We start from the raw sequence: 26,843 nt of genomic DNA, 5'->3' as shown, positions 1-26,843 counted from the left end.
TTAAAAACAAGATCAAAAGATCGCAGCCTCGTTTCACTCGACAGCTCCTACAGGGTTATGCGTTGTTCTCAGGCGTAGTCCGCAATCGACGGGCAGGCGCAGATCAGGTTGCGGTCGCCAAACACGTTGTCGACGCGACCGACGGGCGGCCAGTACTTGGCATCGATCAAGGTTTCGAGTGGGTAAACGGCTTGTTCACGGCTGTACGGATGCGTCCACTCGCCGACGATTTCCGCCGCGGTGTGCGGGGCGTTTTTCAGCGGGTTGTCGTCCTTGTCCAGGGTGCCGTTTTCCACTGCGCGGATCTCTTCGCGGATGCGGATCATGGCGTCGCAGAAGCGGTCCAGTTCTTCTTTGGATTCGCTTTCGGTCGGCTCGATCATCAGCGTGCCGGCGACCGGGAACGACATGGTCGGGGCGTGGAAGCCGAAGTCGATCAGGCGCTTGGCGACGTCATCGACGCTGATGCCGCTGCTGTCTTTCAGCGGACGCAGGTCGAGGATGCATTCGTGCGCCACCAGGCCGTTGCTGCCGGTGTACAGCACTGGGTAGTGCTCTTCGAGGCGACGGGAAATGTAGTTGGCATTGAGGATCGCCAGTTGCGACGCGCGCTTGAGACCTGCGCCACCCATCATTCGAATGTACATCCAGGTGATCGGCAAAATGCTCGCGCTGCCGAACGGTGCCGCACAGACCGCGCCTTGCTTGCGCTCCATCTGCGCGTGGCCCGGCAGGAACGGGGTCAGGTGCGACTTGACGCCAATCGGGCCGACGCCCGGGCCGCCACCGCCGTGCGGGATGCAGAAGGTTTTGTGCAGGTTCAGGTGCGACACGTCGCCGCCGAACTTGCCTGGCGCGCAGAGGCCGACCATCGCGTTCATGTTGGCGCCGTCGATGTACACCTGGCCGCCGTGGTCGTGAATGATGCCGCAGATTTCGCGGATGCCTTCTTCGAACACGCCGTGGGTCGACGGGTAGGTGATCATCAATGCCGCGAGGTGTTCGCGGTGCTCGATGGCCTTGGCGCGCAGGTCTTCGATGTCGACGTTGCCACGGGCATCGCAGGCGGTGACGACCACGCGCATGCCGGCCATGTTGGCGGTGGCCGGGTTGGTGCCGTGGGCGGACGAGGGGATCAGGCAGATGTCGCGACGGTCTTCGCCACGGCTCTGGTGATAGGCGCGAATCGCCAAGAGGCCGGCGTATTCACCTTGCGAACCGGCGTTTGGTTGCAGCGAGATCGCGTCGTAACCGGTGGCGGCGCAGAGCATCGCTTCCAGCTCATCGGTCAGCTGTTGATAACCGGCGCTTTGCGCGGCCGGGGCGAACGGGTGCAGGGCGCCGAATTCGGCCCAGGTCACCGGGATCATTTCGCTGGCGGCGTTGAGTTTCATGGTGCACGAACCCAGCGGGATCATGGTGCGATCCAGGGCCAGGTCCTTGTCGGCGAGCTTGCGCAGGTAGCGCATCAGCTCGGTTTCCGAGTGATAACGATTGAACACCGGGTGGCTGAGGATCGGCGATTGACGCAGCAGGGCGGCCGGGATCGTGCTGACCACTGACGCGGCGAGGGCGGCGAAGTCCGGCAGGGTTTTACCGTCGGCCAGCAGGGCCCACAGGGTTTCCACGTCGGCTTGCGAGGTGGTTTCGTCGAGGGACAGGCCCAGACGTTCGGCATCGACCACGCGCAGGTTGATCTGCTGGGCGCGCGCCTGGTCGTGCAGCTTGGCGGTGTTGGCGCCGGTGTTCAGGGTCAGGGTGTCGAAGAAGCTGGCTTGCTCGACTTTCAGGCCGATTGCGCTCAAGCCTTTAGCCAGAATCGCGGTCAGGTGATGCACGCGGTTGGCGATTTGCGTCAGGCCTTTCGGGCCGTGGTACACGGCGTACATGCTGGCGATGTTGGCCAACAAGACTTGCGCGGTGCAGATGTTGCTGGTGGCCTTCTCGCGGCGGATGTGTTGCTCGCGGGTCTGCATCGCCAGGCGCAGGGCCGGCTTGCCGAAACGGTCCACGGACACGCCGACCAGACGGCCCGGCATGTCACGCTTGAACGCATCCTTGGTGGAGAAGTAGGCCGCGTGCGGGCCACCGAAGCCCAGCGGCACGCCGAAACGTTGCGCGCTGCCGATGGCCACGTCGGCGCCGAACTCGCCCGGCGGCGTGAGCACGGTCAGGGCCAGCAGGTCGGCGGCCACCGCCACCAGCGCGTTGGCGGCGTGGAAGCGCTCGGTCAGCTCGCGGTAATCAAACACATCACCGTTGCTCGCCGGGTATTGCAGCAGGGCGCCGAAGAACGGCGTCATGTCAGTCAGTTCAAGTTCGTCGCCCACCACCACGTCGATGCCCAACGGCTCGGCGCGGGTGCGCAGCACGTCGAGGGTTTGCGGGTGGCAATGCACGGAGGCGAAGAACGCGTGGCTGCCCTTGTTCTTGCTCAGGCGTTTGCAGAAGGTCATGGCTTCGGCGGCGGCGGTGGCTTCATCCAGCAGCGAGGCGTTGGCGATCGGCAGGCCGGTGAGGTCGCTGATCAGGGTCTGGAAGTTCAGCAGCGCTTCGAGACGGCCCTGGGAAATCTCCGGCTGGTACGGGGTGTAGGCGGTGTACCAGGCCGGGTTTTCCAGCAGGTTGCGCAGGATCGGCGACGGCGTGTGGGTGCCGTAGTAGCCCTGACCGATGTAGGTCTTGAACAGCTGGTTTTTGCCGGCGATGGACTTGATCAAGGCCAGGGCGTCGGCTTCACTCAGGCCGTCTTCCAGACCGAGGACGCTGGTGCCCTTGATGCTGTCGGGGATGACGCTGGCGCTCAGGGCTTCCAGCGAGTCGAAGCCGAGGCTGTTGAGCATGGCTTGCTCGTCGCCGGCGCGCGGGCCGATGTGGCGGGCGATGAATTCATTACGGGTGTCGAGGAAGTTAGTCATGCGGAAGTCCTCAAGCGTCGTCGTGGGTCAGGCGCTCGTAAGCGGCTTGGTCGAGCAGGGCTTCCATTGCGCTGGCATCGCTGGGGCGCATACGGAAGAACCAGCCCTCACCCAGTGCGTCTTCGTTGATCAATTCGGGAGAGTTTTCCAGCGTCGAATTCACTTCGACCACTTCGCCGTCCAGCGGCATGTACACGCTGCTGGCAGCTTTCACCGACTCCAGCACCGCCACCTCATCGCCAGCGCCGAAGGTGCGCAATTCAGGCACCTGAACGAAGACCACGTCGCCCAGCGCTTGCTGGGCATAAGCGGTGATCCCCACAGTGATCAGGCCATCGCTCTCAAGACGCAGCCATTCGTGATCGACGGTAAAACGCAATTCGCTCATATCAACTCCTCATTGTTCTGACTCATCCACTGCTGGTGGTGGATGACGATGGGCAGGCTCGTGCCGGGCAGCGAGCGTGGCTTGAGGGTTAATAGCAAGGGCGGTGCCAATGTTATTTATTTGTTTTAAATCAATGGCTTGAGATATTTCTATCAAGGTTGGCGTGCAGCTGCCGTATTGAAATCAATACAGGCATTCATGGAGGAGGGTGCGAAGCCCGGGCCAGACGCGCCGAGAGGGAATTGTCTTGAATTCGATACACTGTATCGATTTGCAGACATTTTTTGCCTGATGCATATCCCCTGTGGGAGCGAGCCTGCTCGCGATTGCGGTGTGACAGGCAACATAGGTGTCGCCTGAAACTGCGCCATCGCGAGCAAGCTCGCTCCCACAGGGGTTAAGTGTTGGTGATGGAATTGTGCTCCGGCAATGGCTTCATTGCTTGTTCGGAATGCCGTACTTGCGCAAGCGGATAGCGATCGCACTGTGCGAGGTTTGCAGGCGTGCAGCCAGTAAACGGCTGGAGGGATAACTGCTGTAGAGCTGTTCCAGCAGGTTCTTTTCAAACCCTTCGACGGCATCCTCCAGGCTGCCAACCTCACCGTCGTTTTGTCGCTCCACGGCGGTTCTGGCGATGTCGAGATCGTCGATGTCCACCAACGGATTATCGCAAATGGCCGCGGCGCGGAAGATCACGTTCTGCAGCTGGCGCACGTTGCCCGGCCAGCGGTTGCCGAGCAGTGCCGGGTAGGTCCCGGGTGCCAGGCGACAGACCGGACGCTGGATCTGCGCGCAGGCCTGCTGCATGAAATGGTTGGCCATCAACAGGATGTCGTGGCCGCGCTCGCGCAACGGTGGTACTTGCAGATTGAGCACATTGAGACGGTAGAACAAGTCCTCGCGAAAACTGCCTTCGCTGACCATTTTCTCCAGGTCACGGTGGGTCGCGCTGAGGACCCGCACGTTGACCCTGACCTCACGATCGCCACCCACTCGACGGAAGCAGCCATCGCTTAAAAAGCGCAGCAATTTGGCTTGCAAGTACGGCGACATTTCACCGACTTCGTCGAGGAACACCGTGCCTTGGTCGGCCAGTTCCAGCAGGCCGAGTTTGCCGCCACGCTGGGCGCCGGTGAAGGCGCCCGCGGCGTAGCCGAACAGCTCGCTTTCGGCGAGGCTCTCCGGCAGTGCCGCACAGTTCAGTGCCAGGAAGGGCGAGTCATGCCGTGCGCTGATCGCGTGGCAGGCACGCGCCACCAACTCTTTGCCGGTGCCGGTTTCGCCCTGAATCAGCAGCGGTGCATCGAGCGTTGCAACACGCTGGGCGCGGGCCTTGAGCGTACGAATCGCCGGAGACTCGCCGAGCAGCGCATCGAATCCTTCGGCATGGTCATGATGCAGCGCCGAGAGCCGTTCACCGATGCGGTTCGGGTGATACAGGGTCAGCAGGGCGCCGGCATCGGTGATCGGCATGGCGTCCAGCAGCAGTGTCTGGCCTCCGAGGCTGACCTCGTGCATGGGCAGGCGATAACCGTGTTCGATCAACGTCTGTTGCAAGGAGGGATCATCGAAGAGTGCCGTCAGCGGTTCACCGGCAGGCTCCCGGCCGCACAGCGAAATCAGCGCCGGATTGGCCAGCAGCACATGACCGCGCTCATCCACCGCCAACACCGGGTCGGTGCTGGCCGCCAGCAAGGCATCGAGTTGCAAGCGTCGGCGCTGCCCCGGGAGGATGTCGACCATCGTCACCGCTTGCACGCCCTGGACGCCAAGAAAGGCCTCGCGCAACTCTTCCAGTACATCGGCGCCGAGGGTGGGCGCATCGATGTAAACGTTGGGCGGCACCATCTCGACGGCATCCAGATTGAAACGGCGCCCACCGAGCAGGGCCAGCACTTCCTGGGTGATGCCGACGCGGTCGATGAAGGTGACGTGGATGCGCATAGGTGGCCTGCAAGGGTTGCGAAACAGAATGAGTATGACCGGCACGCGCCGTGTCTGTCAGGTGTTGCCGGTGGTGCGCGAACAGGCGGCCAGATCCTCAAGGAACGCCTGAAGGATCGGCGGCGGGGCCGTGCCGCGTCGGGTGATCACGTCGAACGGCGACATCAGTTGCAGGCTCGTCGGTGCCAGTTGGTGCATCTCACCGGTCTTGATCCACTGGGCTGCGAAGTGCATCGGCAGAAAGCCCAGATAGGCGCCGGAGATCAGCAGAATCGCCAGCGCTTCAATGTTGTCCACGGTCGCGGCGGCTTTGCTGACACCCAGGTGTTCCAGGTCGTACTGCTGCATGTAGCCCCTGACGACAATCCGGCTCGCGGCAATCTCTTCGAGCAGTTCGTCGCCCTCGGCCTTGCTGCCATACAGCGGATGCCGCCGCCCGCAATACAACCCCAATGCTTCCTGATACAGCGGTGTGTGCAACAGGCCCGGAACGTGAATCGGGAAATGCCCGATGGCCAGGTGCAGTCGACCGTCGAGTACGCGTTCTTCCAGTTCGGCGGGGGTGCCGACGTACACGTTCAGATGGACGTCGTGTCCCCTCGACACGAAGCGCTGGGTGGTGCGAGGCAACGGTGAGTCCGGGTCGGTAATGGTGGTGTCGATGATCCCCAGATTGAGCTTGCCGCTGATGTGCTGCTTGAGCACGTCGGCGTCCATGCAGAAATTTTCGACCGCCGAGAGCAGGCGCTGAGTGGCTTCGTGAATCGCCACGCCTTGCTCGGTCAGGCGAAAGCCGCTGCGCCCGCGTTGACAGAGCTTGACCCCCAGCCGGGTTTCCAGATGAGTCATCTGTTCGCTGATGGTTGACTGGCCGGCATTCAACGCCGCCTGCGCGGCAGAGAAACCGCCGCACCTGACAATCGTGGCAAACACCCTGAGCAGTTTCAGATCGACATCGTGTAGCTGGATCACCTTGAACCTCCCGCGTGTGGATGCATCGGTAATGCCGATATGAGTATCTGATGTTTAGCATTTTTTCCACGAAAACCTGCGCCCATAGTCATTCCAACGGCGGTCGCCTTCCAAGTCCGCTAGCTGATAACAAGAATTGGAGATGCCTGAAATGTCGAACAACGGTTATGAATCCGGTCGCCTGAACCTGCCATTCGTGGGTCACTGCACCTTTGGCAAATCCCCGGTGTGCACCGATTGGGATGCATTGGATGCGGACGTGGCAGTCCTCGGCGTGCCCAACGATATGGGCACCCAGTGGCGTTCCGGCGCACGCTTCGGACCACGCGGCATTCGTGAGGCATCGACCCTGTTTTCCTTCGGCCATGCCGGCGCCTATGACCACGAAGATGACGTCATGTACCTGACCGCCGCCGACGTGCGCATGGTCGACGTAGGTGATGCCGATATCGTGCACACCGACATGGTCACCAGTAACGAGAACACCGAATACGCCGTGCGCAAGATTCTGGATGCCGGCGTCATGCCGGTTGTACTGGGTGGCGATCACTCGGTTCACGCCCCGGTGATCAAGGCGTTCGAGGGCCGTGGCCCGATTCACATCATCCACTTCGATGCGCACCTGGACTTCGTCGACGAGCGTCATGGCGTTCGCTACGGCCATGGCAACCCGCTGCGCCGCGCGTCCGAAATGAACCACATTGTCGGCATGACCCAGATGGGCATCCGCAACGTGTCTTCGTCCAATCGCGATGACTACGAAGCAGCCCACGCGGCCGGCTCGAAGATCCTTTCGGTCCGTGATGTGCGCCGCCTCGGCGTCGAAGGTGTGCTGGCGTTGATCCCGCAGAACATCAACTACTACATCACCATCGACATCGACGGTTTCGACCCGTCCATCGCCCCAGGCACCGGCACCCCAAGTCACGGCGGCTTCCTCTATTACGAAGTGCTGGAAATCATTCAGGCCCTGGCCAAACGCAGCAAAGGCAACATCGTTGGCATGGATCTGGTCGAGGTTGCACCGGTCTATGACCCTTCCGGCATGACCTCGATTCTGGCGGCGCAACTGCTGCTTAACAGCATTGGTTTCATCTTTCATGAGCGGGCTCAAGCACGGCAAGCCATGAGCGAAACCACCACGGCCACGGCGTGATCTGACCGCCGCACAGAGGGAATGAAAATGGACACGATCGTTAAGCAGTATCTCCAGAAATTTGGTGTATCCGAAGCCACCCAGACCTTCCTCAGCAAGGTTCAGAAAATGTTCATCGGTGGCGCCTTTGTCGAGGCCAGCGACGGGCAGACGTCCGATGTTATCGAGCCGTCGACCGAGGGCCTGATCACGCGTATTCCGATGGGCACCACCCAGGATCTGGACCGCGCCGTGCAAGCCGCTCGCGCACAGTTTGACGGCGGCGCCTGGCGTCAGGCCAAACCGGCGGAACGCGAGCGGCTGATGCAACGCCTGGCGGACCTGATTGAAAGCAATGCCGCCGAACTGGCGGAAATCGAATCGATCGACATGGGCAAGTCAGTCGCCTTCGCGCGGGATGTCGATATCCAGGGCACCGTCGATACGCTGCGTTACTTCGCCGGCTGGGCGACCAAGCTGCATGGCCGCACCGTTGAACCGTCGCTGCCGGGCAATTACCTGGCCTATACGCGCAAGGAAGCGGTAGGTGTGGTCGGCGCCATCGTGCCCTGGAACTTCCCGCTGCAAACCATGGCCTGGAAGCTCGGCGCCGCGCTGGCAACCGGTTGCACCGTGGTGGTCAAACCCGCCGAACTGACCTCGCTGTCGGCCTTGCGCTTTGCCGAACTGGTTCAGGAAGCCGGCATCCCGGACGGGGTGATCAACATCGTGACCGGACGCGGCAGCGTGGTCGGTGCGGCCATGGCCACGCACCCCGGTATCGACAAGCTCACCTTCACCGGCTCGACCCCGGTCGGCCGTACCGTCGGCCGCGCCGCGCTGGACGAAATGAAGCGACTAACCCTCGAACTCGGAGGAAAATCACCGGTAATCGTATTGGCCGATGCCGACGTGCCGGCCGCCGCCCAGGCCATTGCCAACGGCGTGTTTTTCAACTCCGGCCAGGTGTGTGATGCCGGTACTCGCGTCTACATTCATCGCAGCGTCTACGACGAATTCCTGCGCGAACTGATCGCCTACACCCGCACGCTGAAAATCGCACCGGGTCTGGATCCAGACTGCTTCATCAGCCCGTTGGTCTCGGCGTTGCAAAAGGAGCGAGTGACCGATTACATCGAAACCGGCAAGCAAGAGGGCGCCGAACTGGTCTACGGCGGCCAGCCTGTCGAGGGCCCCGGTTTCTTCGTCGAACCGACCATTTTTGCCCATTGCCGCAACGACATGCGCATCGTCCAGGAAGAGATCTTTGGTCCGGTGCTGGTCACCGCACCGTTCGACGATGAAGAAGAGGCGCTGGCCCTGGCCAATGACTCGCCCTACGGCCTGGCGGCCGCACTGTATTCCAATGACCTTGGAAAGGTGCACAGCCTGATCCCACGGTTGAAAGCGGGTTCGGTCTACGTCAACGCCCACGGCACCCTCGACCCGTCGATGCCGTTCGGTGGCTACAAGCAGTCCGGGTTCGGCAAGGACCTGGGCGCGGAGCAGCTCGATTACCTGCTCGAAACCAAGGCGGTCTGGATCACGCTCCCCTGAGTCATGGCTGACTCAACCCCTGTGGGAACTCACTCCCACAGGGGTGTACACCAAAAGAATGCAGTTACCTCGTCATGATCTTCCAACAATAAGAGACCATCATGAACACTAACGCCAAGTCAGCCCTGAGCGTGTCGGTCCTGGACGACAAACCCGTCGTCGAAAGCCATTCGATCGATTTCATCCCGGAGAGCGAGCGCACCGATAAACTGTCGAGCCAGGGCCCGTTCTGGTTCCTCGGCAATTTCACCTTCTTCACCATGACCATCGGCTTCGTCGGCCCGAGCGTCGGCCTGACCGCGCTCTGGACCACACTCGCCGGCACGCTGGGCATCATGTTCGGCACACTGTTCATGGCGTTTCACGGCTCGCAAGGCCCGCACCTTGGCTTGCCGCAGATGATCCAGTCCCGTGCGCAGTTCGGCTATCGCGGTGTGATCCTGGTGCTGCTGGCGACGCTGTTTGTGTTCGCCGGTTTCAACATCGTTAACCTGGTGTTGATGATGCAGGGGCTGCACACACTCTTCGGCTTCAACCCCGCGGTGATCGCGGTGGCGGTGTCGATACCGGCGGCCGTATTGGCGATCCTCGGGCATGACTGGATGCACCGCAGTTTCAAATGGGCGTTGTACTTGTCGCTTCCACTTTATGGCCTGGTGACGTTGGCGGTGCTGATGGGCTGGGTTCCCGATGCCGCGGTGCCGGTACTTGCGGCCGGTGAAGTGGCCCCGGCACCGCTGGGCTTCAACTGGACCGGTTTCATCGCCCAGTTCGCGGCAGCGGCGAGTTACAACATCGCTTACGCCCCGTATGTGTCCGACTATTCGCGTTACCTGCCGAAGAACACCTCCAGCGGCAAACTGATCGCGGTGGTGTTCCTGGGTGCCTCGTTGTCCGGCGCATGGATGATCTCTGTCGGTGGCTGGCTGGCCGATCACCTGCATTCCACGGACGTGCTGGTGGCCCTTGGGCAAGTCGGCAACACCGTGTCGCCACTGATGGGGACGGTGGTGGTGGTCGTCACGATCCTGGCGTTCCTGCCGGTCATCGCCATGAACATCTACAGCGCGAAGTTGACCACGCTGACCTGCGTCGACTCGATCAAGCACATCGAACCGACCCGCAAGGCGCGCATTCTGGCGATTGGTTTTGTGATTCTGCTGCAACTGGGCGTGGCCCTGAGCATTCAGAGTTCGGGCAAAGGCCTGTCAGTGTTGGGCATCTACCTGGTGGTGATGCTGTACTTTCTGGTGCCCTGGACCTCGGTCAACCTGACCGACTACTTCTTCGTCCGCAAGGGTCGCTACGCCATCCCGCACTTCTTCATGCCCCACGGCAACATCTACGGCAGCTGGGGCCTGCGCGGCATCGCGGCGTATGCCATCGGCTTCATCTCGATGATCCCGTTCTTCTACATCTACGACGGCGTTGAACAGCGTGAGGTCTATGTCGGCCCGCTCGCCAAGGCGCTCGGCAGCATCGATATCGCCTGGCTCGTCGGGCTGATCGTGTCGGGGCTGGTGTACTACTGGTTCAGCCGATCGATCGACCTCAAGCGCGAAGAAATCGTCATCCAGCACATCGAAAAAACATCCCCGCAATACACCACCGGCGACACGTTGACCAAGCCGTCGTTGCCCGTTTTCAACGAATCGGCGGTCCGGAGATAATCATGGTTACGCAAAAATACGACTACATCATCATCGGCGCCGGCTCGGCAGGTTGTGTGTTGGCCAACCGCCTCAGCGAAGACCCGGCCACTTCAGTGCTGGTGCTGGAATTCGGCGGCAGCGATCGCAGTGTGGTGATCCAGATGCCGAGTGCCTTCTCGATCCCGATGAACACCAAGAAGTACAACTGGCGCTACGAAACCGAGCCGGAGCCTTTCCTCAACGGACGTCGCATTCACTGCCCAAGGGGCAAGGTGCTCGGTGGCTCGTCGTCGATCAATGGCCTGGTGTACATCCGTGGCCACGCCTATGACTTTGACGAATGGGAGTCCCTCGGTGCAGAGGGTTGGGGCTATCGCAATTGCCTGCCTTACTTCAAACGGGCCGAGCATTACGAGGAGGGTGGTGACGGCTATCGCGGCAGCACCGGCCCCTTGCACACCACCAACGGCAATCACATGAAAAACCCGTTGTACGGGGCCTGGGTCGAGGCCGGCGCAGAAGCGGGCTACATCAAGACCGAGGACTGCAACGGTTACATGCAGGAAGGTTTCGGCGCGATGCACATGACGGTGAAAAACGGCGTGCGCTGCTCCACGGCTAACGCTTACCTGCGCCCGGCCATGGGACGTCCGAACCTGACCGTGATCACCCATGCAATGACCCGCCAGATCATCCTTGAAGGCAAGCGAGCCGTCGGCGTCATGTATGACCACGAAGGCCAGACCCATCAGGTTTATTGCAACCGTGAGGTGCTGATTTCATCGGGTCCCATCGGTTCGCCGCACCTGTTGCAACGCTCCGGTATCGGCCCGGCCGAGGTCCTGCGTAAAGCCGGGATTGGCGTGCGTCATGACCTGCCGGGAGTAGGGGAGAACCTGCAGGATCACGCCGAGGTGTACATCCAGTTCGGCTGCAAGGAGCCAGTAACGCTCAATAGCAAAATGGACCCGCTGAGCAAACTGTTGATCGGTCTGCGCTGGCTGTTGTTCAAGGACGGACTCGGCGCCACCAACCATTTCGAGGCCGGTGGCTTCATTCGCTCGGACAAGGGCCTGCGCTGGCCAGACATTCAGTTCCACTTTCTGCCCGCGGCCATGCGTTATGACGGCAACAAACCGATCAAGGGCCACGGCTTCATGGTGCTCACCGGGCCGAACAAACCGAAAAGTCGCGGTTACGTTCGGGTGCGTTCCGCTGACCCTTACGAGCATCCAGAGATTCAATTCAACTACCTGCAACGCGAAGAAGACCGCGAAGGCTTCCGCCGCTGCATCCGTCTGACCCGGGAGATCATCGGCCAAGCGGCGATGGATCGCTTCCGCGACGGCGAGATCGCACCCGGACCACAGGTGAACACCGACGAGGAAATTGACGCCTTCGTACGTGCAAACCTGGAAAGCACCTACCATCCTTGCGGCTCATGCCGCATGGGCGAGGACGAGATGGCAGTGGTTGATTCCGAGCTGCGTGTGCGGGGCATCGCGGGTTTGCGGGTGATCGACTCATCGGTGTTCCCGACCGAGCCAAACGGCAACCTCAATGCTCCGACCATCATGCTGGCCGAACGGGCCTCTGATCTGGTTCGTGGGCGCACCATGCTGCCAGCGTCCGATGCGCCCGTCGGGCTTGTCCAAGATTGGGAAACCAGCCAGCGATCATCGTTGCCGGGGCGCAATGTGAGGGTTTAAAACCGACGGGTTAATCGCTTAGGAAACATGTAAAACGGGCGCCTTCAGGGCGCCCGTTTTTTTACTTCGCAGCCCGTACAGGCGCTAGCTCATTTCAACACCAGCAGGCGATAAACCCCGCCCTCGCTTTCGATCCCGTGGGTGTCATGGGTGAAACCCGGGAAGGATTTGTCGAAGGCTTCCAGCGCCTTGAGATAGGCCAGCAAAGGCCCATCCGCAGGCCCGGCGTTTTCACCCGGCATCAACAGTGGAATGCCCGGTGGATACGGCACGATCCCGGTGGCGGCGATACGTCCGGCGGCTTCTTCGAGTGTCACCCGTTCGATGTCGTTTCTGACCAGTTTTTCGTAGGCCTCCACCGGGCTGAATTCGGCTTTCGGCAGTGTGCCGAACGCCTGGGCCATGTTGGCGGTGGTTTTGTGTTTCTTCATGGCGGCGAAGATTTCGTCGGCCAGGTCCTTGAGGCCCATGCCGGCGTAACGAGTCTGGTTGGCGGCCAGCAGATCCGGCAGGCACAGTTCCAGTTCGACGTTGTCGTCATAGTCGCGTTTGAAGTCGAGCAGGGCATTGAGCAAGGTGCCCCATTTGCCTTTGGTGATGCCGATGGAGAACAGGAACAAAATGGTGAAGTCGGTGGTTTTCTCGACCACGATGCCCTGACGTCCCAGGTACGCCGTCAGCACACAGGCCGGGATGCCCGAGTCGAGCAGGTTGCCGTCGTCGCCCATGCCGGGGCTGAGCACCGAGACCTTGATCGGGTCGAGCATGCAGTAGCCTTCTTCGATGTCACCGAAGCCGTGCCATACCGCGTTGGGATGCAGTACCCAGCAGTTCGGCTCGGTTTTCAACAGCACCGGGTCGACTTCATGGAACGGCACGGTGGCCGCGCCAACCTGCACGGTCGGCGGCTGCCAGCAGGTAAAGAACCAGTCATCCTTGCTCAACATCTCGTTGTGCATGCGCGAGACGACCTGGCGGAAACTGATGGCTTCTTCGATCGATTCGGTGGTGAGGATTTGCCCGCTGGGCGCTTCCATCATCGCCGAGCTGACGTCGCAGGAAGCCATGATCGCGTAGTTCGGTGAAGTCGAGGCGTGCATCATGTACGACTCGTTGAAGCGCCCGTGTTCGATCGGGTTGCGGCCGTTACGCACGTGAATCATCGAGGCCTGGGACAGGGCGGCCAGCAACTTGTGGGTCGATTGGGTGGCGAACACGGTCGGCTTCGAGTCGTCGTGATCGTCCGGGCTGCCGTGCATGGCGTGGCGCTCGCGGTACAGCGGGTTGAAACGCGCATAACCGTACCAGGCTTCATCGAAATGCAGACGATCGACGCTTTGCCCCAGCAACTCTTCGACGCGGGTGACGTTGTAGGTCAGGCCGTCGTAGGTGGAGTTGGTGATGATGGCGTGGACGGGTGTCGGGTCGATGCCTTGCTTGACCAGCGGGTTGCTGGCGATAGCGGCTTTCACGCCTTCGGCGCTCAGGGTTTGCGGCAGGATCGGGCCGATGATGCCGAAGCGGTTGCGGGTCGGCACCAGATAGGTTGGAATCGCACCGGACAGGGTCATCGCATGCTCGGCGGACTTGTGGCAGTTGCGGTCGCACAGGGCGATCTGATTGCGCGTGACGCTGGCCATGAGGATGACGCGGTTGGACATCGACGAGCCGTTGGTGACGTAGTAGGTGCGATGGGCGCCGAACACTTTGGCGGCATAACGCTCGCCCTGGCCGATGGGGCCGCTGTGATCGAGTAGCGAACCGAGTTCACCGACCGAAATCGACAGGTCCGAACGCAGCAGGTTTTCCCCGAAGAACTCGTAGAAGGCGCGCCCCGCGGTGCTCTTCAAAAACGCTGTGCCGCCGGCATGTCCTGGGGTGTGCCACGAGTATTCATAGGTTCGGGAAAACTTCACCAGCGCCCCGAACATGGGGGGCAGCGCGGCTTGGCGATAACGCTCGATGGCCGCCAGGATGCGTCCGCTGAGAAAGCGGCTGGTGTCCTCTGGCAGCCAGATAAAGTCATCAGCGTGTTGCATGACCACCAGCGGAATGCTCGACGCGGTGCTGCGGTCGCTAATCAGGAAAACCGGCACCCGGGTGTTGCGCTCACGCAGGCTGACCAGCAGTTGGATGCATTCCTCGTGGTCTTCGCTTTTGTCCATTTCCCAGCTGAGCAGCACGCATTGAATGGCCGGGTCCGAGCGCAGGATCGACGTGGCGTCGCTCAGGCTTTCCGAGGCCAGCACCCGGACGGCGCGTTCCTCCACATCGTTGATCAACTGATGCAGGGCGCGACCAAAGACGGTGCGTTTGTCCGGCGGGCTGCTGACCAACAGCGTGAGCATCCCGAGCGTCTGTCTATATTCCGTCATGATTAAGCCTCCACTCTTACTGCTTGCAAGTTATTGACCGGCACCGGCTCACCCGTGATGTGCTGAGCGCTGACGGTCTGTGTCGGTACGCTGTTATTGAGCGCTTCGAGACGGATCAGGCGGTTGTTGACGAAGCCAAACAGCGTGTAACCAAAGATTGTTGCCACGCCGCCGAGCATCAGTGCCTGCGCGCCCGAGCTGTACAGCGCCAGGTAGCTGTAAGCCGCTGCCACCCACGCAACGATGTTGCTCACCAGCGCCGTGCCAGCCGGAACGTTGGAGACCTTTTGTATGGTCATCAACGCGGCCATGGAGAGGATGTAGGGCACGAGGTTGGTGACCACCGCGAGGTTGACGAGTGTGTCGAACTGCTTGCTCAGGTCAGGGCTGATGGTGAGAAAAGCCAGCGCCGTCTGCACTGCCAGCAGCACCAGCATCCCGACAATCGGTGTTCCGGCCTTGTTGGACTTGGCAAAGATCGACAGGAAATAACCGGTGTCCGCGGAGCTTTTGTAGACCTGAGCGATGGTGAATTGCCAACCCAGCAGCGAACCGATGCAGGCGAGGACCATCGCGGCCATCACAATGTCACCGACCATAGGGGTGAACATCTTGGCAAAGACCAGCCCGAACGGTGCAGTGGAGGAGGCCAGTTCCGGGTTATCGACGATACCGGCGATGACGTTGGTGGAGACGATGTAGATCACCGCCGCGCCGAGGGTGCCGCCGAGCACCGCAATGGGTACGTTCCGCTCCGGATTTTCCACGGCATCGGTGTTGGCGCATGCCGACTCCAGGCCGAGGAATGCCCATAAGGTGATCGCCACCGACGCACCTGCGGCTTCGAACCAGCCCATGTTGTGCGGGTTCCAGCCTGCGGCGTAGACACTGCTGTCGAACCAGTACCAGCCAACGGTGGATACGAGCACCACCGGCGCAATCACCCCCCAGACCGTTATCGCACCGATCCTGCCGGTAATCCGCGCGCCGCCGAAGTTGGCGAACGTGGTGATCCACAACAGAGCGATGGTCGCCAGACCCACTTGCAGTGAATCAAGCTTTATGTGGAACAGTTCCTGGATATAGCCGACTGCCGTAATACTGATCGCCACGTTGGCAATCAACAGCGAGAGGCCATAGGTGTAGTTCGTGATGTAGTTGCCCGCCTTGCCGAAGGTGTATTCGGCATAGCCACCCATGCCCCCGGTCTTTCGGCTGAGCATCCCGCAGCGCGCAAAGGCATAGGCCAGCGCCAGGGAGCCAGTGGCCGTGATCAGCCAGGAAAGGATGGAAATACCGCCGACTTCGGCAAGTTTTGTGGGGAGCAGCACAATGCCGGAGCCCAACATGTTGACGGCTGTCAACATCGTCAGTTGCCCCACTGTCATTTTCTTTGCGACTGACATTCCGTTGCCTCATTCGTTGGCGGGAGAGAGTGTTAGCTATAGCAAAGGATTGAAATGCCGCAAGAAACGTCCGTAAGACACTGAGAAAACAAGCTATAGCGCATTTAAGGCATTTTGCTGGCCCCGAAGTCTGAAAGTTTTGATCAAAATCAATTTATTTTCAGATAGTTAGGATCGAATACAAATGCGGAATGTGATGGTTGCGCTGATTTCGTTAGGCCTGGCGAGCGTTGCCGCCTCTGTCCAGGCCAAAGAGCTGGCATCGAATGATCGTTACATTTGCAGCTGGGGCGCAGGTACTGCGGCGAGAGCCCAGGAACTCAAGCTGTCCGGGGTTTCACTGTATGCAGCGCGGCAGAAGTTACATACCTACAAGTTCAGCAAGCCGTGGATGCACATGATGGCGATGGGCATTACCGAGCAGACCTATGACAGTCATTCGCGGATGAAGCCCGCAGCCCTGCGCGAGAGCTTTTACGAGGAATGCGTCCGGTACAAGTTGGCGCGCAAATGAGGAGGGCGGTCCGCCACAATCACCCGGACACGGCTCCTGCGCCGTGCCGGGCTGGTTACGTCAGGCATTGGATGCTTCAGATCTTCCCTGAAGAGAGAAAACTATCGAGTTCTTCTCAGGTTTTTTGCCTTTAACCTCCTGAGCATACCCATTACCGGCCGCAGGAGAGGCACCCTGTCAAAGATGGAAAGTTCATGCAGGTCCGTCCGTGAGGGCCTTTGATAGCCACAATTCCAGGTAAAGTAGTAAGCCAGAATTTCTTTATTCTTATGAATAAGCGTATTGAGAGCAGCGTCGTAATGCATCGGACCTCCGTCAGGATGTCCCGGTGGCCGCTCCAGAACCTGGAATAAAAAATCCCTCAATTTCCCAAAGCATTTCCCGTTTACTGCATAGAAATGGGCCAAATGTATTGGCCGGTCGACTGCTTTCCAAGCGGGCAAGTTTGAATTTTCTTCAAACGGATGCCCAAAATAGACGATGTCCCACTCCATACCTTCCAGAGACTCGATCGCCTCTCTCCCATATTGAGAAATATGTCTGGAAAACTGTATGTCGTCCTCCATGATCAAGATATTTTTCAAATTCAGGCGCATTGCCTCTTCCAGCACCCCCAGATGACTCAAAAAGCAGCCTCTGACCCCGACGCTCGGGAAGCCATTTCCCTCACTGGGCGTAACAGCCTCAAAAAAGCCTATTTTTTCATCATCAATGTGAAAGCCGTTGCGAGTGAATTCTTCTACTGTTTCTAAACGGCGATCCTTTCTTGACGAGATATTGATGATTCTTACTCGATCAAAGTATTCGATCACATTCATCTGTCAGGTCCTTAGCGCAGACAATCAGGGCAGTTGGATTGGCCGGATTGCAGTATAGGCAGCATTTGCGGATGAAGTTTCAGTCTCGTAAATCGGCATGCGGCACCCGTCCGATAAGACCCGCCGGATAGGTGCACAGTGAATGGGCACCGGGCGGAAAGCTTCTATAGATCCGGGCACGCCAGCGCTTCGGCGGGGTGCAGAGCGAAGTCTTCAAGGTCTCCTATACTGGATCGTTCCGAGAGTTTCCCTACCCTTCACAGCGAGGAGAACGCACATGACCATTCGAATTGGCGACGAAGCACCGGATTTCACCGCCGAAACCACCGAAGGCACGCTCCATTTCCACGAATGGATTGGCGACAAGTGGGCCATCCTGTTCTCACATCCGAAGGACTTCACCCCGGTCTGCACCACTGAACTCGGTTATATGGCCGGGCTCAAGCCGGAGTTCGACAAACGCAACACCAAGATTGTCGGCCTCAGCGTCGACCCGGTCGGTAATCATCAGACCTGGGCCAAAGACATCGAAGAAACCCAAGGCCATGCTGTCAACTACCCCATGATCGGCGACGAGAATCTGGTGGTGGCCAAGCTCTACGACATGATTCACCCGAACGCCAGTGGCGGCGCTCGTACTGCCGTGGACAACGCCACGGTGCGTTCAGTGTTCATTGTCGGCCCGGATAAAAAGATCAAGGCGATGCTGGTCTACCCGATGAGTGCCGGGCGCAACTTCGATGAAGTGCTACGGCTGCTCGATGCTATTCAGTTAAACGCCAAGCACACGGTTGCCACACCGGTGAACTGGCGTCCGGGTGAGGACGTGATCATTCCTACGTCGGTATCCGACGACGACGCAAGGAAGAAGTACCCGGATGGCTTCAAGACGGTGAAACCTTATTTGCGTACGGTGGCGCAACCGAAGTAATGGTCAGTCATTCATCCTGTCTTCAATCGCGATGCCCTTTACGCGCATTGCATTGATCTGCTCGGCGCGGGTGCCAGGGAGGTTGAGCATGGTTCCCTGGCGCAGCGCCGAGACTTCTACAGTGTTCCAGGGCTGAGAATGCCCGGGGAGCCTTTACCCGCCATGCCGTCTTCATGCGTCAAAAACTCTCGGCCGCCGGGTACTTTCAGAAAGTTGCCGACAAACCCGCCTTTACAGGCGTCGTCGGCGGTCGAGCCCATGCCATTGCCAAGGTGCTTCGTTGCCCGGTGCAGGGCGCTTTGCCGGGTCGCGTGCCAGCGTCCTGATGCGGGCTAGCGCCCATGCGTGATGCTATTTCACACGGATAGAATTCATTGGACTGATGTGCTTGTTGTGGCGTTATTTTGACGCCATCCGCCCTAAAATTAAATTTCAATTTATTATGGTGACGAGCTATTGACGTAATGGCGATGTGCTTATAGGCTCAATCTAGCCGATAAAGATTCCTTCAACCGACAAAAGAATAACCCCCTACGCAAGGAGGCGGTGTTATGCGCTCAACACTTGTCATTAAATTTGTGTTGTTGTCTGTGATCCTGAATGGTGCAGCCGTTGCTAGTGCTCAAGCGGCCAGTTTGGCCTATGAAATTAGTCGCATAAGCAGCGCATGCGAGGAGTTAGGGCCTCAACTTTGTACTGCTCTCAAAGAGCACGCGGGTGGCGCACTGCTTACTTTTGGAAAGGGTCTTGGCTTGCCTTCATTGATCACTGATGTTTACGTCGATGATGCCCATTCTGCGAAAGTTAATAGTGTCATTCATCATGCTGACTCGGGCGTGGATGTCACCGTCAATTCTTCTTCGCGTGACAGATTAATGGCGGCGGTTGACAATAAGCAATTCAAGATTGATTCATCTCTCCAGGATAAAAGTCTGGTGGGGGTATCTGATATCAACCAACCCAATGCAGTACCGCTTTCTGCGGCAGCATGGTTATTTTCTTCCGCGTTGTTTGGTTTTATTGTGGTCGCCAACCGACGGAAGATATAGGTGGTTTTTAACGTTTTCGGCAAAAGTGGTTATTTAGACAGTCACTCTGGTGGCTGGGTAGACACACAGTTTTATATATTGTTTTTGCGGATTATGTCTGTCTTGCAATGATACCTGGTTGTAATTGTGGATATCGGTTAGTTGCGCTGGCAAACGTAGTTATCGTCAGTCTGACAGTGTCGCAGTTGAGCCGGTTCAAGCGGGCATGGTGTAGTTAATATTGGCGCGAAATACATAGTGGGTGGTTTGCTTGCTCCAAGCTGTTGTTAAATAACACGATTCTGCTGTTTTGTACTAACGTTCCAGTTTTGGGTGTGTTGCATTGACGGAATTGACCGCCCAGACGCTCAAGGGGAATGCTGTTTAGGCATTTCTTTGGCGTGAAATAGGCTAGAGTGATTTGACTTGGTTTTTTTGCTCTAGACTCCTTGCATGGCTACTAAGACGGAGGGATCCCGATGTTCCGTTCAATGATACCTGTGCTCTGCGCGCTGGCCGTTTGGCCCAGCATTTCCAGTGCCGTCGAAAACGACCCGACTTACCGGCTGAGTCCGGGAGATAACCTTTCTGTTTCCGTGTGGGGCGAAGATAAGCTCAAACAGGATGTACGCGTACTCCCCGATGGCAGCATTACCTTCCCGCTGGCAGGGCAGGTCAATGTTGCGGGGCTTGATGCCACCGCTGTCGCGAAGCAAATCGCTGCCAAGCTTGAGGCTTTCATACCTGATCCGCAGGTGAGCGTTGTCGTCACCGGCACCGAAGGTAATCTCGTCTACGTTCAGGGCAAAGTGCTGAAACCCGGCACTGTGCATATGTCAGGTCAAACGTCAGTGCTGCAGGTAATAAGCATGGCGGGTGGGCTCGACAAATTCGCCGATAAAGACGACATTAAGGTCGTGCGGTCCAATGGGGCTAAACAAGAGATCCTGCGCGTCGACTACAGCGAGTTGATGTCAGGGAAAGACATGACCACCAATTTTCTACTTAAAGCCGGCGATACGCTGGTCGTGCCTTAGCCTTGCGCGAGGCACTAGGGATTACTTTGCTTGGATTTCGAACTACCGGGGTTGCGACGGCAATCCTGGCTTTGTCGTGTTCGGACATGGCCTATGCTGCCACTTGGCAATCAGCAATAGCAGTGCCTTCGACGGTCGAGTACGACAGCAACCCACTGCTGCTCACGAGTGATGAGAAGGGGGTGACCCGTACCATCATCGCCCCCGATTACAGCCTCGTGGGTACTTCCGGACGGGATGAGTTCCAGTTCGGTCTCGGATTAAATATCGTGCGTTCGTCGGATACGTCCGTCGTTTCGGACCGTGAAGATCCCAGATTGAAGTTAGGGTGGCAGCGCGAGACCGAAACGGGTGCTTTTGGACTCACGGCGAGATATGAAGAAAACTCTACGCTTTCCACGGTGGTTCAGGAAACCGGCGTAGTTGCCTCCGATGGCACGCAAAAGATGTATGTGGTGGGCGGCAACTGGAGCACGGCTCTCAGCGAGCGAAGTACCCTGGTTAACGAGACTGACTACACTCATGTCACTTACGATGTTGCTTCTCTGACCAACTATGACGAGCTGGCGACCCGCTTCAGCTGGAACTATGCATGGAGTGAGCAGGTCGAGCTGTTCACCCGTTTGGGCGTGAGGCGCTATGAGCCGGAAAAGGGGTCTGCGGTGGCATCCTCGAACAGCTACACCCCCACGGTCGGCTTGAATGTCCAACTCTCCGAGCGGCTTAAGGGGACGGCCTACGCGGGTCTCAACCAAGTCTCCGGCACCGGTAGCGGCCCCAAAGGCCAGGGCGGTTTAATGTTGCAATATGCCGGTGAGCGTATTGATACCAGCATCGACGCCAGTCGTAGCACTCTCGCCAGCGGGGACGGTGGTTTCGTCGAGGTTGATGCCCTGAGGGGGACATGGAGCTATGCCGTCGACGAGACCCGACGCACCGGTTTCGATGCCTCCTGGCAAGACGCCAAAGGCCGGACGCCGAATACCCTGCGAAATTACAGTGCCTGGTTTAGCCAAGAACTCTCGCCTTTTTGGATTGCGCGCCTATCCTACACATACAAACAACGCCAGCAAGATGGCTTGCCGGATGCCACTGCAAACGTCGTCGGGCTGATGCTGACTTATAGTTATCCCGGTCTCTGACATTCAGCTGTGTGAGAAATATGGCCTCTGAATACGAAATGTCGTTCAACGACTACCTAGCTATCATCAAGCACCACGTCCTGCTGTTGATCGTGAGTTTCGTGGTCATACTCGGTGTGTGCATAGCGGTAGCGATCTCTCTGCCGCCTACCTATGAGTCATCCGGCACGATTCTGGTGGAGTCTCAACAGATTTCGCCAGACCTGGTGGCGGCCAACAACAATACCTTTGCCGATGAGCGCATCGAAGTCATTCGCCAGCGCGTGATGACCCGTGAGCATCTGGAAGGGATCATCGACAAATACAATCTTTTTGCTTCGCAAAGTCGGCAACTGAGCGTTAGCGAGAAGATCGAAGAAATGCGCAATGCGATTGTGGTTTCCCTGGTCAGTGCTGCCGTCAAGGGGCGCGGAGAGGTGACGATTGCTTTCCGTCTTTCCTTTGAACACAGGCAGCCAGAGATTGCGAACAAAGTTGCCAAGGAACTGGTGACGCTGTTTCTGGATGAAAACATCAAGCAGCGCACCGAGCGCGCCAGTGAAACGACAGAGTTCCTGACGCAGGAGGCGGACAAACTCAGGGTGGAACTGGAGGCTCTTGAGAACCGGTTGGCGGACTTCAAGCAGGCACACAGCAACGCGCTGCCCGAGCATCAAGAGCTGCGCATGAATATGTTGACGCGCGCCGAAACCGAGCTTAAAGAGGTCGACCGTGACTACAAAACTGCCCGAGAGGAGTTGCGCTTCAATGAGTTGGAGCTTTCCGCCGCGAATGCCGGGCTAGCGACCAAGCCTGGAGCACCCGGTGCGGCAGTTGATAAACCACAGGATCTGGCTAGCCTCAAAGCGGAGTACACCAGGTTGCAGTCGCTGTATACGCAAGCCCACCCCGACGTGCGTGCCGTAAAACGTAAAATTGCTGCACTTGAGGCTGGCAAAGGTGCTGATGGTGCAGCGGCTTCGGTCAATCTGGACGTTGCCAAGGCTCAGGCGCGGATCTCCGCAGCAGAAGCGCGTATCAAGTCGCTGGCCGATCAAAAGCAGCAAATACTCGGGAAAATAGCCGAATACGAGGCACAAATTCTTGAGACGCCGCAAGTCGAGCGCGGCTTGGTCACGGTGATGCGTGACCATGATAACGCTCGTAAAAAATATGAGGAGATTCGCACGAAGGAAATGAGTGCGAAAATTTCCGAAAGCCTGGAGCAGGAAAACAAAGCCGAGCGTTTTGTTCTTCTGGAGTCACCGCTGATGCCCGAAAAGCCGGTACGGCCGAACCGTAAAAAAGTGGTTGCCATGGGTTTCTTGCTTGCCCCGGTGGGTGCTGGCGCACTGGTGATGCTTCTCGAGATGATGAGTCAGCGTGTGCGCGGTGCCCAGGCCTTGGCCAGCGTGCTGGGTAGACGCGTATTGGTTTCCATTCCCTACATTCACACCAAGGCTGAACTGGCACGCCGCAGGAAGTGGCGAACGCTATTGATCGTCTGTGGAGTCGCGACAATCGCGATCTTTCTGGTGCTCCTGCACTTCCTCTACATGCCTCTGGATCTTCTGATGTTTAAAGCTCTGGGCCGGTTTGCATAAGGAATATAGCCATGGAAATATTCAATCCCGATACCGAAAAAGCCGAGCAACAGACCTCGTCAAAAGCCATGACATCGACCGCGCAGTCCACAGGTCTGAACGCACTCAGTTATGTGCAAACCAAGGTTGTACCTTTGCGACCAGATCACCTTGAGCGCAACCGCATTGTGGCTTACAACAAAAATTCGAACATGGGTGGGGCATTCGATCTACTGCGTACACAAGTGCTGAAAATCATGGAGGAAAATGGCTGGCGCACGCTGGCGATCACCTCGCCGACTCCAGAGGCAGGCAAGACGGTGTTGGCTATAAACCTGGCGATGAGTATCGCGCATCACACGACCAAGACGGCGTTACTGGTGGACTTCGACTTGCGTCGTCCGAAGGTGGGTGAGTATCTGGGTCTGCCGATGGATAAATCGCTGAATGAATTGTTGGCAGATGAAGCTGAACTGCAAGAAGTACTGGTCAATCCGACCTTGCCGCGCTTTGTGGTCCTGCCGACGCGTGAGCCGATTCCTCTTTCCACCGAGGTGTTGTCATCGCCTGCAGTGAGCCATTTGATTGCTGATCTGCGCGAGCGCTACAACTCACGCGTCGTGATTTTCGACTTGCCGCCGTTGTTGAGTTCGGATGATGTGATTAACGTCCTGCCCAGGTTCGACTGCGTCCTGCTCGTTGTCGCTAATGGATTGAACAGCAGGAAAGAGATCGAGGAAAGCCTGCATCATCTTGGGACCGCCAATCTGATTGGCACGGTGTTGAACAAAGCCGAGCCCGAAAACCGCTCTTACTACTAGAGCATCACCCGCAGGAGATCGGCGCTATTGGCTAGCGCCGACGCTCAGTGCCAAGGGTACTTCTGCTCCCAGCTCCAGGCGTGCGCCACTATCTGTTCAAGTGAGCCAAATTGCGCTTGCCAGCCAAGTAATGTGTTGGCCCTGCGGGGATCGGCCACAAGGCGTGGTGGATCGCCCGCGCGACGTGGCGCTTCGCTGACAGAGATATCCTGGCCGGTCACGTAGCGCGCGGTATCTATCACTTGCTGTACTGAGAAGCCTTGACCGTTACCGAGGTTGAACGCCGTGCTTGCACCCCCTGCCAGCAGATAATCCACGGCAAGTGCGTGAGCTGCAACCAAGTCGACAACGTGGACGTAGTCGCGAATGCAAGTGCCGTCAGGTGTGTCGTAATCACGGCCATAGACGGTGATGGTTGCGCGCCGTCCGGAGGCTGCTTGCAGGATCAGGGGCAGCAGGTGGGTTTCCGGTTCATGGCGTTCACCTAACTGTCCTTCAGGGTCTGCTCCGGCGGCGTTGAAGTAGCGCAGGCAGACCGATTTCAGCCCGTAGGCGCGGTCGAAATCTTCAAGCATCTGCTCCACCATCCACTTGCTGCGTCCATAAGGGTTGATCGCGGCCTTGGGATGCTCCTCGTCGATGGGTACATACACCGGGTCACCGTAGACGGCGGCGGTCGAGGAAAAAATGAAGTTTTTAACCCCGGCGCGAACCATCGCCTGGAGCAGCGTCAGGGTGGCGGCGAAATTGTTTTGATAGTACTTGGCAGGTTCAGCAACGGATTCGCCCACCTGTATAAAGGAGGCGAAGTGGAACACGGCATCAAAGTGGTGTCCCGCAAACAGGGCGTCCAGCGCCTGTTCGTCGGCTATGTCCAGTTCGACCAATGTCCCGCCCCTCAACGCGCTGCGATAACCGGTTGAGAAATTGTCTGCCACCACAAGATCGTGACCTGCACTCAGTAGCTGCTTGACCATGTGCGAGCCGATGTAACCCGCGCCACCCACCACCAAAAATTTCATCCTGATCTCCGATTTCCAGAGCACTATTGCTGTGCAAGCACCGATGGCAACGTCAGTGCGATCCGTCTGATCATTACATTAAAGGACAAGTTGGATTTTTCGCTACACGCTTGCTGGCAATAGCCGAGACTCGCTACGTTTGGAACGCCAAAGGAGAGAATATTTCGAACAAGACACAGCGAGCGGGCCAATTGGAGCTACCCTCTGAGGAGGCATTTGGGCATCCTGCGAGGATAATTATCAAATGAAAAATCCTGCCAAAATTATCGATTACTCATTAAAAATATTTAAAGCAGAATGGCCAAATTTAGTATTGTGGTCATTTCTGCTATCACCGTTGATTGTTAGAACGCTAGCGAACTATCAATACTCTAAAATTGATTTATTGGTCATTTACACCCTTGGCATGTCGGTGTTGTGGCTTTTGGCAATTAGATTTATTTCATCCAATCAATTCAAGGTTCACCTTATTCTGTTGCCGTTCTATTTGGTAGCAGCTATTGATCTCTTTTTGGTTTTGAATTTCAACTCGAGATTGACCGCTGCCTATATATTTATTGGCTTGACAAACTATCAGGAGGCCCGCGAATTTCTACCGACCTATTGGCAGCCGATCAGTATCGTTTTGGTGATTTTCATATTTTGCTATGGGGCTGGATTAATAGGCCTGCATAAGCGCGAATTATATAAAAACAAAGGCATTTTTGTTTTGGTTGTTAGCGCCTTGCTAGTGGGGTATGGGGCGTATTTTTATAAAACCGCCAAACTTAATTCTTTCGGGAAATCTGCGGTCATGGATCTCCTTGCAAAAGATCAAAGCACGCCAGCAGGTTATTTGTCGCAAATTGCCTTGACTGCAAATTTGTATTTGGGGACGGAGGAGCTTATCACGCGCCGTCGGGAATCTGATGTAAAAATAACCAGCATGTCGAATCAATCAAATATAGAAACCGTCGTTTTTGTGATCGGTGAGTCATCACGGCCGCAGAACTGGTCCCTCTACGGTTATAACAAGGAAACCACCCCGAATCTCGGTAAGCAGGCGGGGCTTTTCAAGTTTAATAAGATCTGCACGACAGCCCCCTATACCTCGTTCGCGGTTCCTTCAATGCTGAGCCTGGAGCCTATATCGGATTGGGACGCAATTGCGTCAACAAAATCATTGGTGAGTATATATCGCGCAGCCGGGTACATGACCTATTGGTTGTCTGTGCAGGAGGTTGATAGTTTTGGCGGAATAATTCCACAAATAGCCGCAGAGGCACAGCACCGTCAATATTTCGAGAGAAGCTATGATGGCGCATTGATTTCAGAATATGAAAAAATACTAAATAAAGGCGATACAGAAAAGAAAGCGATATTTATTCATGTCAAGGGTAGTCATTTCGAGTATTCACGTCGATACCCAGAACAATTCGATAAGTTCAAGCCGTCAACAGACAGCTTCAAAGACAAAATTACCGCAGAATATGACAATAGTATTTTGTATACGGACTGGCTATTAAGCACAATTATTGATCAATTGAAGTCAAGCAAAAAACCATCTGTCTTGTTTTATTCATCGGATCATGGTGAAAACATGATGGATGACAGTCGAGGGCTCCTGGGTCATGGGATTGGCAATAAATATGACCTCCCGGTTTCGGCATTTATCTGGGCATCCGATAATGTTTCAAGCCAGCAATCGCTCAAGCTTTTAAAGCTGAAGGAAAGAGAAAGTCAGAAAATCAGCATCTCCTCCTTGCCACATACTCTTTTAAGTATCACAGGGGTTTTAACGAGTAAGTACAAAAGTTCGGATGATTTATTAAGTGAAGACTTTGTATCGTCGAAATGTCCACATCTGCTCGGCGCAGGCTATGTTCCATCGTTTGATTTTGACGCCCTTTAAATAGCCCTCACTGAACAACAC

Annotated in this window: 20 protein-coding genes and 1 pseudogene; 12 read left to right on the top strand and 9 right to left on the bottom strand. The window is 57.3% G+C overall.

The features are described 5' to 3' along the window. Positions 1–68 precede the first annotated feature (68 nt). The 4 genes from gcvP to ACYZTZ_RS15875 all read right to left on the bottom strand — a co-directional run bounded on the left by gcvP (position 69) and on the right by ACYZTZ_RS15875 (position 6,222). Complete coding sequence (gene gcvP / locus ACYZTZ_RS15890) at positions 69–2,918, bottom strand: aminomethyl-transferring glycine dehydrogenase (protein WP_461998911.1); 2,850 nt, start codon at positions 2,916–2,918, stop codon at positions 69–71. Positions 2,919–2,928: 10 nt separating this feature from the next. After that, entirely contained in the window at positions 2,929–3,306 is a 378-nt protein-coding gene (gene gcvH / locus ACYZTZ_RS15885; RefSeq protein WP_046049328.1) for a glycine cleavage system protein GcvH, read from the bottom strand. A gap of 435 nt (positions 3,307–3,741) precedes the next feature. After that, a complete protein-coding gene (locus ACYZTZ_RS15880; RefSeq protein ID WP_461998910.1) occupies positions 3,742–5,250 on the bottom strand; it encodes a sigma-54-dependent transcriptional regulator in 1,509 nt (502 codons plus the stop codon). Between the two features lie 57 nt (positions 5,251–5,307). Continuing rightward, entirely contained in the window at positions 5,308–6,222 is a 915-nt protein-coding gene (locus tag ACYZTZ_RS15875) for a LysR family transcriptional regulator (RefSeq protein WP_046049330.1), read from the bottom strand. Between the two features lie 151 nt (positions 6,223–6,373). On the opposite strand from ACYZTZ_RS15875, the gene speB reads away from it, so the two are divergent. The 4 genes from speB (at position 6,374) to betA (ending at position 12,275) form a co-directional block, all read left to right on the top strand. Then, entirely contained in the window at positions 6,374–7,378 is a 1,005-nt protein-coding gene (gene speB / locus ACYZTZ_RS15870; protein WP_462000681.1) for an agmatinase, read from the top strand. Between the two features lie 27 nt (positions 7,379–7,405). Further along, entirely contained in the window at positions 7,406–8,914 is a 1,509-nt protein-coding gene (locus ACYZTZ_RS15865; RefSeq protein WP_461998909.1) for an aldehyde dehydrogenase family protein, read from the top strand. Between the two features lie 101 nt (positions 8,915–9,015). After that, positions 9,016–10,584 (top strand): purine-cytosine permease family protein, encoded by a 1,569-nt coding sequence (locus ACYZTZ_RS15860; RefSeq protein ID WP_461998908.1) that lies wholly within the window; start codon positions 9,016–9,018, stop codon positions 10,582–10,584. A gap of 2 nt (positions 10,585–10,586) precedes the next feature. After that, positions 10,587–12,275: a choline dehydrogenase gene (gene betA / locus ACYZTZ_RS15855; RefSeq protein ID WP_461998907.1), complete on the top strand. Its 1,689-nt coding sequence runs from the start codon at positions 10,587–10,589 to the stop codon at positions 12,273–12,275. Between the two features lie 89 nt (positions 12,276–12,364). Here the strand turns inward: betA and ACYZTZ_RS15850 are convergent, their stop codons facing one another. After that, on the bottom strand, positions 12,365–14,650 hold the full coding sequence (locus ACYZTZ_RS15850) for an Orn/Lys/Arg family decarboxylase (protein WP_461998906.1): 2,286 nt from the start codon (positions 14,648–14,650) through the stop codon (positions 12,365–12,367). 2 nt (positions 14,651–14,652) lie between these two features. Continuing rightward, positions 14,653–16,056, bottom strand: coding sequence for a putrescine-ornithine antiporter (potE, locus tag ACYZTZ_RS15845; RefSeq protein ID WP_056743519.1), 1,404 nt, complete (start codon positions 16,054–16,056; stop codon positions 14,653–14,655). A 184-nt stretch (positions 16,057–16,240) separates the two neighbouring features. On the opposite strand from potE, the gene ACYZTZ_RS15840 reads away from it, so the two are divergent. Next, positions 16,241–16,570 carry a hypothetical protein gene (locus tag ACYZTZ_RS15840; protein WP_008146735.1) on the top strand — a complete coding sequence of 110 codons (330 nt, stop codon included), beginning with the start codon at positions 16,241–16,243 and terminating at the stop codon, positions 16,568–16,570. A 101-nt stretch (positions 16,571–16,671) separates the two neighbouring features. On the opposite strand, the gene ACYZTZ_RS15835 is transcribed toward ACYZTZ_RS15840, so the two are convergent. Then, on the bottom strand, positions 16,672–17,388 hold the full coding sequence (locus ACYZTZ_RS15835; RefSeq protein WP_056743517.1) for a glycosyltransferase family 25 protein: 717 nt from the start codon (positions 17,386–17,388) through the stop codon (positions 16,672–16,674). Between the two features lie 277 nt (positions 17,389–17,665). Between ACYZTZ_RS15835 and ACYZTZ_RS15830 the strand changes: the two genes are divergently transcribed. Beyond that, the gene (locus tag ACYZTZ_RS15830) at positions 17,666–18,319 is read left to right on the top strand and encodes a peroxiredoxin (protein WP_008155786.1); all 654 of its coding nucleotides are present in this window, start codon (positions 17,666–17,668) and stop codon (positions 18,317–18,319) included. 3 nt (positions 18,320–18,322) lie between these two features. Here the strand turns inward: ACYZTZ_RS15830 and ACYZTZ_RS15825 are convergent. Beyond that, positions 18,323–18,594, bottom strand: a pseudogene (locus tag ACYZTZ_RS15825) (cytochrome C); the annotation flags it as partial. A 276-nt stretch (positions 18,595–18,870) separates the two neighbouring features. Here ACYZTZ_RS15825 and ACYZTZ_RS15820 point away from each other — a divergent pair. The 5 genes from ACYZTZ_RS15820 (at position 18,871) to ACYZTZ_RS15800 (ending at position 23,909) form a co-directional block, all read left to right on the top strand. After that, entirely contained in the window at positions 18,871–19,368 is a 498-nt protein-coding gene (locus ACYZTZ_RS15820) for a hypothetical protein (protein ID WP_461998905.1), read from the top strand. Positions 19,369–19,826: 458 nt separating this feature from the next. Then, on the top strand, positions 19,827–20,384 hold the full coding sequence (locus ACYZTZ_RS15815) for a polysaccharide biosynthesis/export family protein (protein ID WP_461998904.1): 558 nt from the start codon (positions 19,827–19,829) through the stop codon (positions 20,382–20,384). Between the two features lie 86 nt (positions 20,385–20,470). Next, positions 20,471–21,526 (top strand): hypothetical protein, encoded by a 1,056-nt coding sequence (locus tag ACYZTZ_RS15810; RefSeq protein WP_461998903.1) that lies wholly within the window; start codon positions 20,471–20,473, stop codon positions 21,524–21,526. A 20-nt stretch (positions 21,527–21,546) separates the two neighbouring features. Then, positions 21,547–23,109, top strand: a complete 1,563-nt coding sequence (locus ACYZTZ_RS15805) for a GumC family protein (protein WP_461998902.1) — start codon at positions 21,547–21,549, stop codon at positions 23,107–23,109. A gap of 68 nt (positions 23,110–23,177) precedes the next feature. Continuing rightward, on the top strand, positions 23,178–23,909 hold the full coding sequence (locus ACYZTZ_RS15800) for a CpsD/CapB family tyrosine-protein kinase (protein WP_462000680.1): 732 nt from the start codon (positions 23,178–23,180) through the stop codon (positions 23,907–23,909). A gap of 44 nt (positions 23,910–23,953) precedes the next feature. Here the strand turns inward: ACYZTZ_RS15800 and galE are convergent, their stop codons facing one another. Then, positions 23,954–24,931, bottom strand: coding sequence for a UDP-glucose 4-epimerase GalE (gene galE / locus ACYZTZ_RS15795; RefSeq protein WP_056743509.1), 978 nt, complete (start codon positions 24,929–24,931; stop codon positions 23,954–23,956). Positions 24,932–25,175: 244 nt separating this feature from the next. Here galE and ACYZTZ_RS15790 point away from each other — a divergent pair, with 244 nt between their 5' ends. Further along, positions 25,176–26,822, top strand: coding sequence for a phosphoethanolamine transferase (locus tag ACYZTZ_RS15790; protein WP_461998901.1), 1,647 nt, complete (start codon positions 25,176–25,178; stop codon positions 26,820–26,822). The last annotated feature ends 21 nt before the right edge of the window (positions 26,823–26,843 follow it).

Source organism: Pseudomonas sp. LB3P58 (genome assembly GCF_054897895.1).
Note: the sequence above shows the minus strand (reverse complement) of the source record. Positions and strands in the feature narration are given on the sequence as shown.

What these genes read in the sequence shown, in the direction of transcription:
- gcvP (WP_461998911.1), bottom strand. Translation starts at nt 2,918, where the DNA reads ATGACTAACTTCCTCGACACCCGTAATGAATTCATCGCCCGCCACATC.
- gcvH (WP_046049328.1), bottom strand. Translation starts at nt 3,306, where the DNA reads ATGAGCGAATTGCGTTTTACCGTCGATCACGAATGGCTGCGTCTTGAG.
- ACYZTZ_RS15880 (WP_461998910.1), bottom strand. Translation starts at nt 5,250, where the DNA reads ATGCGCATCCACGTCACCTTCATCGACCGCGTCGGCATCACCCAGGAA.
- speB (WP_462000681.1), top strand. Translation starts at nt 6,374, where the DNA reads ATGTCGAACAACGGTTATGAATCCGGTCGCCTGAACCTGCCATTCGTG.
- ACYZTZ_RS15865 (WP_461998909.1), top strand. Translation starts at nt 7,406, where the DNA reads ATGGACACGATCGTTAAGCAGTATCTCCAGAAATTTGGTGTATCCGAA.
- ACYZTZ_RS15860 (WP_461998908.1), top strand. Translation starts at nt 9,016, where the DNA reads ATGAACACTAACGCCAAGTCAGCCCTGAGCGTGTCGGTCCTGGACGAC.
- betA (WP_461998907.1), top strand. Translation starts at nt 10,587, where the DNA reads ATGGTTACGCAAAAATACGACTACATCATCATCGGCGCCGGCTCGGCA.
- ACYZTZ_RS15850 (WP_461998906.1), bottom strand. Translation starts at nt 14,650, where the DNA reads ATGACGGAATATAGACAGACGCTCGGGATGCTCACGCTGTTGGTCAGC.
- potE (WP_056743519.1), bottom strand. Translation starts at nt 16,056, where the DNA reads ATGTCAGTCGCAAAGAAAATGACAGTGGGGCAACTGACGATGTTGACA.
- ACYZTZ_RS15840 (WP_008146735.1), top strand. Translation starts at nt 16,241, where the DNA reads ATGCGGAATGTGATGGTTGCGCTGATTTCGTTAGGCCTGGCGAGCGTT.
- ACYZTZ_RS15835 (WP_056743517.1), bottom strand. Translation starts at nt 17,388, where the DNA reads ATGAATGTGATCGAATACTTTGATCGAGTAAGAATCATCAATATCTCG.
- ACYZTZ_RS15830 (WP_008155786.1), top strand. Translation starts at nt 17,666, where the DNA reads ATGACCATTCGAATTGGCGACGAAGCACCGGATTTCACCGCCGAAACC.
- ACYZTZ_RS15820 (WP_461998905.1), top strand. Translation starts at nt 18,871, where the DNA reads ATGCGCTCAACACTTGTCATTAAATTTGTGTTGTTGTCTGTGATCCTG.
- ACYZTZ_RS15815 (WP_461998904.1), top strand. Translation starts at nt 19,827, where the DNA reads ATGTTCCGTTCAATGATACCTGTGCTCTGCGCGCTGGCCGTTTGGCCC.
- ACYZTZ_RS15810 (WP_461998903.1), top strand. Translation starts at nt 20,471, where the DNA reads ATGGCCTATGCTGCCACTTGGCAATCAGCAATAGCAGTGCCTTCGACG.
- ACYZTZ_RS15805 (WP_461998902.1), top strand. Translation starts at nt 21,547, where the DNA reads ATGGCCTCTGAATACGAAATGTCGTTCAACGACTACCTAGCTATCATC.
- ACYZTZ_RS15800 (WP_462000680.1), top strand. Translation starts at nt 23,178, where the DNA reads ATGACATCGACCGCGCAGTCCACAGGTCTGAACGCACTCAGTTATGTG.
- galE (WP_056743509.1), bottom strand. Translation starts at nt 24,931, where the DNA reads ATGAAATTTTTGGTGGTGGGTGGCGCGGGTTACATCGGCTCGCACATG.
- ACYZTZ_RS15790 (WP_461998901.1), top strand. Translation starts at nt 25,176, where the DNA reads ATGAAAAATCCTGCCAAAATTATCGATTACTCATTAAAAATATTTAAA.